General features: G+C 40.2%; 8 protein-coding genes. 4 read left to right on the top strand and 4 right to left on the bottom strand.

Features of this window, described 5'->3' with window-relative positions; all coding sequences use genetic code 11:
- The 3 genes from G1O98_RS23085 to G1O98_RS23075 form a co-directional block, all read left to right on the top strand.
- On the top strand, positions 1-631 hold a 631-nt coding region (locus G1O98_RS23085; protein ID WP_207794502.1), incomplete at its 5' end, for a hypothetical protein.
- Complete coding sequence (devC, locus tag G1O98_RS23080; protein WP_163932324.1) at positions 570-1,742, top strand: ABC transporter permease DevC; 1,173 nt, start codon at positions 570-572, stop codon at positions 1,740-1,742. The genes G1O98_RS23085 and devC, both read left to right, overlap by 62 nt.
- Before the next feature lie 88 nt (positions 1,743-1,830).
- Positions 1,831-2,535: a DevA family ABC transporter ATP-binding protein gene (locus tag G1O98_RS23075; protein WP_163932321.1), complete on the top strand. Its 705-nt coding sequence runs from the start codon at positions 1,831-1,833 to the stop codon at positions 2,533-2,535.
- A gap of 19 nt (positions 2,536-2,554) precedes the next feature.
- Here the strand turns inward: G1O98_RS23075 and G1O98_RS23070 are convergent, their stop codons facing one another.
- From G1O98_RS23070 to G1O98_RS23055, 4 genes are all read right to left on the bottom strand, one after another.
- Complete coding sequence (locus tag G1O98_RS23070) at positions 2,555-4,060, bottom strand: NB-ARC domain-containing protein (protein WP_163932318.1); 1,506 nt, start codon at positions 4,058-4,060, stop codon at positions 2,555-2,557.
- 106 nt (positions 4,061-4,166) lie between these two features.
- Entirely contained in the window at positions 4,167-4,616 is a 450-nt protein-coding gene (locus G1O98_RS23065) for an HNH endonuclease signature motif containing protein (protein WP_163932315.1), read from the bottom strand.
- Positions 4,617-4,627: 11 nt separating this feature from the next.
- On the bottom strand, positions 4,628-5,068 hold the full coding sequence (locus tag G1O98_RS23060; RefSeq protein WP_175586825.1) for a hypothetical protein: 441 nt from the start codon (positions 5,066-5,068) through the stop codon (positions 4,628-4,630).
- Between the two features lie 11 nt (positions 5,069-5,079).
- The gene (locus tag G1O98_RS23055; protein WP_163932312.1) at positions 5,080-5,613 is read right to left on the bottom strand and encodes a hypothetical protein; all 534 of its coding nucleotides are present in this window, start codon (positions 5,611-5,613) and stop codon (positions 5,080-5,082) included.
- 212 nt (positions 5,614-5,825) lie between these two features.
- Here G1O98_RS23055 and G1O98_RS23050 point away from each other — a divergent pair, with 212 nt between their 5' ends.
- Entirely contained in the window at positions 5,826-8,309 is a 2,484-nt protein-coding gene (locus G1O98_RS23050; protein WP_163932309.1) for a VIT domain-containing protein, read from the top strand.
- Positions 8,310-9,170: the final 861 nt, after the last annotated feature.

Genomic DNA, 9,170 nt, shown 5'->3' with positions numbered 1-9,170 from the left:
GCATTCCCCCTTCGTATATACATTCATTAAAAAGATATTGAATGATAAACGCCATTTTGCAGCCTACGATCAGGTTGAAACATTGCGCAGGCAATTGCTGCACGATAACACACAATTAGAGCTCGAAGACTTCGGAGCCGGTTCAGCCATTAACAACAGCCCCCGGCGTCCCATAGCACGAATAGCCAGGAATGCAGCTAAACCAAGAAAACTCAGCCAGCTCCTGTTTAGGATCGTGCATTATTATCAACCGGCTACCATCATGGAATTGGGTACCTCTCTGGGTATATCCTCCAGCTATATGGCCCTCGCCAACCCGGCCGCACGGGTGATAACAGGTGAAGGGAGTAAGGCCGTGGCAGGGCAGGCACAAAAAAACTTCCACCAACTGGCCCTGCAGAATATTGAACAGGTCACAGGCAATTTCGACGATACCCTGCCGGCAATACTGCAAAAAACCACTGCCATCGACTTTTTTTTTTTTTTTTTTTCGGGGAGCAGAGTTAGCTTGTGTTCTAGGTTTGTGGGAGCTTCTGATGTTTATAAGAGACAGCTCCCCACTCCTTCTTATGAAATTAACCGAACAATTACGGCGGCGAACACCTTTAGGATGGCTGCAATTGAGTCATGAAAAAGGCCGTCTTTTGGTGGCATTGTCAGGTATTGCCTTTGCCGATGTTCTGATGTTCATGCAGCTAGGGTTTCAGACTGCCCTGTTTGAAAGTAACACAATCCTACATCGCAGTATGCAGGCTGATATGTTTGTCATCAGTCCCCAAGCACGTAACCTAGCAAATATGTCTAGCTTTACGCGGCGACGGCTGTATCAAGCAATGGATATACCAGGTGTAAAGTCAGCAGAAGGAATGTATATCAACATTGTTGATTGGAAAAATCCCCAAACACATCAGAAGACGACAATATTAGTTATGGGGTTCAATCCCGATCGGCAAGTTTTTAACTTAGCGGATGTCAATCGCCAGGTAGATGCTGTTAAGCTACCAGATACCGTTCTCTTCGATCGCGCCTCTAGAGGAGATTATAATGATGCGATCGCTAAAATTGAACAAGGTAAAACTGTCACAACCGAAATAGAACGCCGGACAATCACCATTGGCGGGTTATTTTCAGTCGGGGCTTCCTTCATTGCCGATGGTACTTTAATCACCAACGACCAGAACTTTCTGCGACTATTTCCTAGACGAGAAGCTAGCGGTGTCAGTCTAGGTTTAATACAACTACAACCAGGCTACGACCCAAAACAGATGAAAACAGCTTTAGAAGCTTATTTAGATGATGATGTTAAAGTTTTAACCAAAGCAGAATTTATCGAATTTGAAATAAATTACTGGAAAACAAATACTGCGATCGGGTTTATCTTCAGCCTGGGTGTAGCAATGGGATTTATGGTGGGCGTGATTATCGTCTATCAAGTTCTTTCTACAGATGTAAATTCCCACATTAAAGAATATGCCACTTTCAAAGCAATGGGGTACAACAATCTTTACTTATTAGGTGTAGTGTTTGAAGAGGCGATAATTTTGGCAGTTTTGGGCTTTATCCCAGGAGCGATCGCACCTTTAGGACTTTATCATTTAACTCGTAATGCCACTAATTTACCACTTTACATGACCGTAGCGCGAGCTTTAACAGTATTAACGCTGACAATGATTATGTGTATAATTTCTGGTGTGATCGCCACCCGAAAATTACAGTCCGCCGATCCCGCAGATATGTTTTAAATTTGTCATTTGTCATTGGTCATTGGTCATTGGTCATTTGTAAAGGACAAATGATAAATGACGAGCATCACGAGTAATCAAGATATTTATGAGTAGTCAACCTGTAATCTCTGTTAAAAATCTCGACCACTATTTTGGTAATGGTCAACTCCGTAAGCAAGTTCTCTTTGATATCAACCTGGATATTAATGCCGGCGAAATTATTATTATGACTGGCCCTTCTGGTTCTGGTAAAACTACACTTCTCACATTAGCCGGCGGCTTGCGTTCTGCCCAATCTGGCAGTTTGCAGATATTGGAACAAGAACTTTGTGGCGCTAAGACAGCACAACTTACCCAGGTGCGACGCAATAACGGCTACATTTTTCAAGCGCACAACTTGCACGGTAGCCTGACAGTACTCCAGAATGTCAGAATGGGCTTGGAAGTGCATAATAATATTTCGCCAGCAGAGATGAAAACCCGTTCAGCCCAAATGTTAGAAGAGGTAGGATTAGGGCATCGGCTGAATTATTATCCTGATGATTTATCTGGGGGACAAAAACAAAGAGTTGCGATCGCTCGTGCGTTGGTAGGTCGTCCTAAAATAGTCTTAGCAGATGAACCCACCGCCGCCCTTGACAGTAAATCGGGACGAGATGTGGTCAACCTCATGCAAAAACTAGCTAAAGAACAGGACTGTACCATTCTCTTGGTCACTCATGATAACCGCATTCTAGATATTGCCGATCGCATTGTCTACATGGAAGATGGCAAATTAGTAAATGACGGTGCTGTTGTTGCAGCCAGTTAGTTAGGCTGGTTGTTTTTTATTAGACTGATTCTATTCCTGAGAGGATCGCAACATTACTCTTGATGTAACCCATTGCCAAAGGAGATTGACCATCTAACAACAAAAGAATCTGATTAAATATTTGTGGAAGAGTTGCACCATACAAATGCCAAAGCTTTTTCCAAAGTTGAGTTAATATGCGATCGCCTGCAATATCGTCACTACCCGGTCGTAGCAACCAATGGGTTCGCAATATCTGAAAATGACGAATATCATGACTCTGCATAACCTTATAAATCTCTTGAGCAGCATATTCCACCAATTCATCTGTCACCACTTTCATTACTAGGGGTTGCAATGTAAATGATGGTTTATAATCGCTGACCCATTTTTCTAAAAGCGATCGCCTTTCTAAGGCTACAATGCCCTCTAAAACCATACCTGGGTCAACGGATATCAGCAAATGGGTTTGCAATCGAGAGAATGAGACAGGTTCTTGCCAAATTGCCAACCAGTAGAGAATGTCTTGCTCTAAGCCGGAAAGTTGCTCAATTTGCTGTTTGAGAATTACACGCAAGCGATCGCCCACAATTAAAGTATTCTGACTCAAAAAAGCAGCAACATTTCCCCCAAATACAGACTGAATCAAGGGTGTTACCAGTTTCAGCGCTAAGGGATTACCACGATAAAGTTGAATTAATGCTGATAACCCTAGTTCTTTGCCTGTAAATCCCCTTGATTGTAATAATTCTCTAGCCTCTGCTTTTGGCAACCCTTTGAGATTTAAACAGCGAGATGTTTTTGTATTAATTTCGATATTCTTTGGCTGTTCGCGGCTGCTAATCAGAATACAGCTTTGATGCCGTTCTCGACTTAGTTGTTGAATAAATTGACCATAGCTGAGGTTTTCTGGCTGGGAGAAAATAGCCTCTAATCCATCCAATACCAACAGACAGTGACGTTTTTGTAACTGCTGGATGAGTTGTGCTGTACCTTGTTGAATATTCTGTACAACACCTTCCTCAAAAGAATTTAGCAGGCTATTCAGCAGAGAAATCAGAGATGGGGAAGTTTGCAAAGACTTCCAAATTAAACAATCAAATTTTGACTGAATGCGGTCTACTAAAGCCAGTGCTAGAGAGGTTTTGCCAATACCAGCGATCCCGTTAATAGTGACTAATTTACAGTTTTGGCTGGTGAGCCATTCTTCTAATTGTGCCAATTCCTGATTTCGTCCATAGAAGCTTTCGATATCAGGCGCTTCATTGAAATCTAAGTAAGGTGTGGGGATAACTACAGTAGATTCTAAGTCTGCGTGGGATAATTCTGCGATCGCTTCCCAGTTTTGTATACCAACAGCTTGACAGATCGCAATGAAAATTTCTCGCTGAATGCGATCGCCTTGCCAAAATCGGCGTAAAGTAGCTCTAGAGGTATGGGCATCTTGCCACCAACGGGCAGTGCTAGTTTTTGTCCAACCTAGACGTTGACGGGATTTGTCTACAATTGCTAGCCCTGAATCAGATGCTTTCAGCGAGTTTGACATAATTCTATAGTTTAGATTCCAACTTCTTAAATAAGTCGGGTATCTGGAAATAATTTTCAACAAAGCAATGGGTGTATGCAAAATAAAAACTGGAATGCACCTATTTTTAATCCTTGAGAGACTGAAGCAATTGACTAGGACGTGCAACTTTTACACCAAGATAAAAATCAGGATAGCGAACAAATATATAATGCTCATACTCATACCAGTGCATCTCACCCTTTTCTTGGTTACACGTCTGACAAATGACCCAGAAATTATTGAATTCCATTGATAACCAAGGATACTGCGATCTAGGAAGCTTATGATCTATTGTTTTACCACCCTTTTCAGAATACTTGTCCCCACAAATTGGACAGTACCAGTCTGAATTATCTCTCACCCAATTTTTACTTTCTTGTGTTGTACCACACTCATAATCACCATTAACATATCGCCAGTAATCGAATTTTCTATAATTTTCAAAATCTTGATGAGTTAGTTTATGATATCGCTTGCTACCAATTTCATCTGCAATATTAAATAATTCATTCAGTTCTTTTCCTTCAATGTTCACAGGATCTACCTCTAATATTTGATAGTTCTATATGACTTTTGATTCGCTTGTCTTCTATATGTCTTTTTTGTTTTATTACTAAAATCAATAATTTCTATTTCTGTATCAGGATACTGCTTATCTATCTCTTCTGCGATTTCATTTACTTCTTTAGCTAACTTGTAATTAGTCTCTTGTATTTCTTGAGGAGTGAGATATTTATTTCCAATTCGGTCTGCTTCTAGAAATAATTCTTCAAGGGTGAAGTCATCGAATTGATATTTATCTAAAAAATCCTTTATTTTATGATAGAGACTGATGAGGTTATTCCATCCAACATTCTTGTAACCTTCTGTTTTTAGCCAGTGTATATCTTCTTGCTTCAGCTTGTTTCTATTTTTTGAGTTAACACGTTGTGTATCGCGGTAACTCATCCCATTGAAAATTGTTTTTTTAGTTTTAGGCTCAGTCATAGAGTTACTTTTTATCCTAGGGTAGATTTGAATAAATGAATTACCGCTTTCCGAATTTCGCTGTCTTCATACTGAAGAATTTTCTTGGTATTTATAGCTAGTTTTAGTCTTATTTCATCAACTAAATTTTTTAAGTCTTTATTGTCTTTCATGAGTCGCTCATTTACAACAATCAAATCCTTATTTTGAGAAGTTATAGCTTTGAGCCTATCTTCTACAAGATTATTTTTGTTGTATGAGCTTTGAATTTCATTTTCGCGTTTATCCCTTTCCTGCCTTTGATAATTTATAAGCTGATCAATTTTCGCAGCATATTCCTTTTCTTTCCGCTCAAGCTCATTTGTTTTTTTCGTTACCAAACCTTTCTGAGCAGCTTGAAGACGCTGACGATTGATTAATTCAGAACCAGCAAAATGTGAAATAGCTCTACGAATAGTAATTTCATCAGGATTAGTCTTAAAGTCAATTTTCTCTAATGCACGTTCAGCATCTTTTATTGTCCATCCTTCACCTGTAAGTAGCTTAATAGCCTGTGACTTATTCACTGTTCTAAATTTATAGGGTAAGGTTAATGTAATTTAAATTACGTATTTTTAGTATAAAACACGTATGCAGTAACTAGACTGGCAATTTTACCGAAAATCATTATTTACCAGTGAACCTACTACTGAGCATCAAGTGAGCATAAAACTGAGCATATCTCCCAGAAAAACACACCTACGCTAGAGACAGCAAACAAAAGCGTCAGGTAAATATTATGACTCAAACCCTAGAACAACAAACCAGTGGTTTATATCTGCAAAACTCCAGCAAACAGATTGCTTTTCCCCTCAAACACACTGAAGTAAAAGCCAAAATCGCTGGTAACATCTCACGGGTAGAAGTTACCCAAAGCTTTGAAAATCCTTTTACCACAACCCTAGAAGCCGTTTATATCTTTCCCTTACCCGACGAAGCCGCCGTTGATGATATGCTGATTCGCATAGGCGATCGCACAATTCAAGGCAGCATCAAAAAACGCCAAGAAGCTGTAGCCATTTACGAACAAGCCAGAAAACAAGGACAGACAGCCGGACTTCTCGAACAAGAACGAGACAATATCTTTACCCAATCCCTGGCAAACATCAAACCAGGTGAACAAATCGATGTGATTATTCGCTACAGCGACAGCCTAAAATTTGAGGGAGGAAATTATGAATTTGTCTTCCCAATGGTTGTTGGCCCCCGTTACATTCCCGGAATTACCATCGGAGAAAATGCTGTCGGGGGTGGTTCAGCCATTGCACCCATGACTTTAAATCAAGATACCGATTTAGTTTCAGATGCTTCTCGCTTAAACGCTCCCACTTTGCCAGCAGGAATGCGCTCAAGCCATGATATTAATGTCACCATCGAAATTAATGCTGGTGTTGAGATTCAAAATATTAACTCACCCTCTCACCAAATCCAAATCATCCGTGAAGGAGAGTTAGTGAATGTCAAATTAGGAGGTGGAGACACTATACCCAATAAAGACCTAATTTTACGCTACCAAGTTGCCAGTAATAACATCCAAACAACCACGCTGACCCAAGCTGATGAACGGGGTGGACACTTTGCACTATACCTGATTCCTGCCTTTGAATATCGTCCTGATGAGATTGTCGCCAAAGATATGGTGTTTCTCATCGACTCCTCCGGTTCTCAAAGTGGCGAACCACTGATGCAATGTCAGGAATTGATGCGTCGTTTTATCAATGGACTAAACCCTGACGACACCTTTAACATTATTGATTTTTCTGATACCACACAGCAACTTTCACCCGTTCCTCTTCCCAATACTTCTGCAAATCGTTTATTAGCAATCAACTATATTAATCGGTTAAACGCTGGCGGTGGAACCGAGATGTTAGGCGGTATCCGCACCGTCTTAAATTTAAAAGCCACAAATCCGGGACGTTTGCGAAATATTGTTTTACTAACTGATGGCTATATCGGCAACGAAAACCAAATTTTAGCAGAAGTAAAACAGCGTCTCCAGCCAGGAACCCGCCTTCATAGCTTTGGTGCAGGTAGTTCGGTGAATCGTTTCTTACTCAATCGGATTGCAGAATTAGGACGGGGTATTGCTCGGATTATTCGCCACGATGAACCTGTAGATGAGGTGGTAGAAAAATTCTTCCGCCAAATAAATAATCCAGTTCTCGCCAATATTCAATTGCAATGGGAGGGTAATGGGGAATCACCAATCATGTATCCTTCTACACCACCAGATTTATTTGCAGAGCAACCATTAGTGCTATTTGGACGCAAACCAGACGCGCATTCTGGAAAGTTGCACATCACTGGCATTGCTGCGGGTGGTAGGCGTTATCAGCACAGTTTTCACCTGAATTTTCCCCAAACAGGTAATCCCGCGATCGCTCAACTTTGGGGACGTTCCCGCATTAAGGATTTAATGAATCAAATGGTGAGTGGAGACACAAAGGGAGGTGTGGAAGCAGTAACAGATACGGCTTTGACTTATCAATTATTATCACAGTATACCGCTTTTGTTGCCGTCAGCGATGATGTCAGAGTCAATCCCAACCAGGATTTTATATCTGTGCAAGTACCTGTAGAAATCCCTGAAGCAATCAGTCATGAAGGTATTTTTAGTAACGTAACTTTTGGTGCTGCTCCTGGCGGTGGAATGGCAAGGAGTCGCCAGCAGGCGAAGAAACAATCTGCACCAGCCTTACCATCTCCAATGTCTGTATTACCACCACCATCCCCAATGTCTGCACCAGCAAAACCGATGCAACGGTTTGAAGAAATGGAGTCATTAGCGATGGAATGCGATATTCCAGCATCAGAGCGAGAAATCGGATTTGCAGATGATGATGGTTTTAGTAATCTTGATAGCCTGTTCTCAGTTTCCGAAAGCTCGATGCCACAATTGGAAGATTTAAAAACCCTACAGAAAGAAGAATCTTCTGTTCCTCGTTTAGAGGTTGTGAGCGTGACGGGATTGAATCAGCAGATGATTTTTCTGTTGACTCAATACTTGCAAGCAATTCAACTCCCTAGAGGTTTTGATGGTGATTTGGTGTTTGAATTCCAACTTAGCCAGGGACGGGTGAGACAGTTGGTGCTGGATGAGCAGGCTTCATCACTGAAGGAACAGACGGTGATTGAATTAATTAGGCGATCGCTTTTAGCTTGGCTACCCGAAGAGATACTCACCAGTACGGTGCTGTTAACACTTCGGATTCAACCGTAATCGCTCCTTTATCAATATAGTGGAGGAGAGCGATCGCTAAGAGGGTTGGCGTAGGCATTGCTACCCCCTCACAGGTATAGGTATTTAACAAATGTGGCTGAAATGGGGTTTTTCTGTTGGTTGAGATTCAAATTTTAATTTCTGATTCCCTACCCAAGAATAAAATTTCGTTATTTGAACCACGTTTATAACTCTGTTTGAGAATGCCCACTCATGCCCAAATAAAAAACCTATATCTGTCAGGTAGGGTGCAATACTTTTCGAATCAACCCCTTTTCAAAAAACCTCTAAGTGGTAATGCAAAATAAGTCAATACAGTTTTTTTAGCCAAAGTACTTTATACAAGTACTTTTGTCTAGATTAGTTACTACCACAAAAAAAACTGTCATAATTACAATCAGGTAAACACTCACTTCAGAAATATATTAAGAATAGAGATTCAATAATTTCTTCATACCGAAGTCTTAAATGCTATTAAAAATTGAAATATTTTTCTGCAAGCAACAATTTCAAAAAACGTAAGACATACATCTGATGTATTTTCTTCGTAGTTATGGTTGAAATTGTTAAATTTTATGTTAAAAATAACAGTGCTTGTTTTTGTAGTGTTGTCTATGTTCTATATTTTAGTTTTAAAAGATGCTGACACGTCTATGGTTTATATGCTTGGTGCAATAGTTTGTACACTTTTATCAATAAATAATAAACTCTAATCTAAAAATTAATGGATCTTCAGTACGTATAATGTACAACACCTATTCATTGCATGAAGACGAAAATGCACAGGTGTAACGAAAAATTCCTAGTATAAATTGTAGAATTTTACTCCTTAATTGTCACAGAAATATTTAGCCGACACTG

The organism is Nostoc sp. UIC 10630 (genome assembly GCF_010747425.1).
GTDB lineage: Bacteria > Cyanobacteriota > Cyanobacteriia > Cyanobacteriales > Nostocaceae > Nostoc.
This window is presented reverse-complemented; position numbering and strand designations above follow the sequence as displayed.

Coding starts and splice junctions, on each gene's coding strand:
- devC (WP_163932324.1), top strand. CDS start 570: ATGAAATTAACCGAACAATTACGGCGGCGAACACCTTTAGGATGGCTG.
- G1O98_RS23075 (WP_163932321.1), top strand. CDS start 1,831: ATGAGTAGTCAACCTGTAATCTCTGTTAAAAATCTCGACCACTATTTT.
- G1O98_RS23070 (WP_163932318.1), bottom strand. CDS start 4,060: ATGTCAAACTCGCTGAAAGCATCTGATTCAGGGCTAGCAATTGTAGAC.
- G1O98_RS23060 (WP_175586825.1), bottom strand. CDS start 5,068: ATGACTGAGCCTAAAACTAAAAAAACAATTTTCAATGGGATGAGTTAC.
- G1O98_RS23050 (WP_163932309.1), top strand. CDS start 5,826: ATGACTCAAACCCTAGAACAACAAACCAGTGGTTTATATCTGCAAAAC.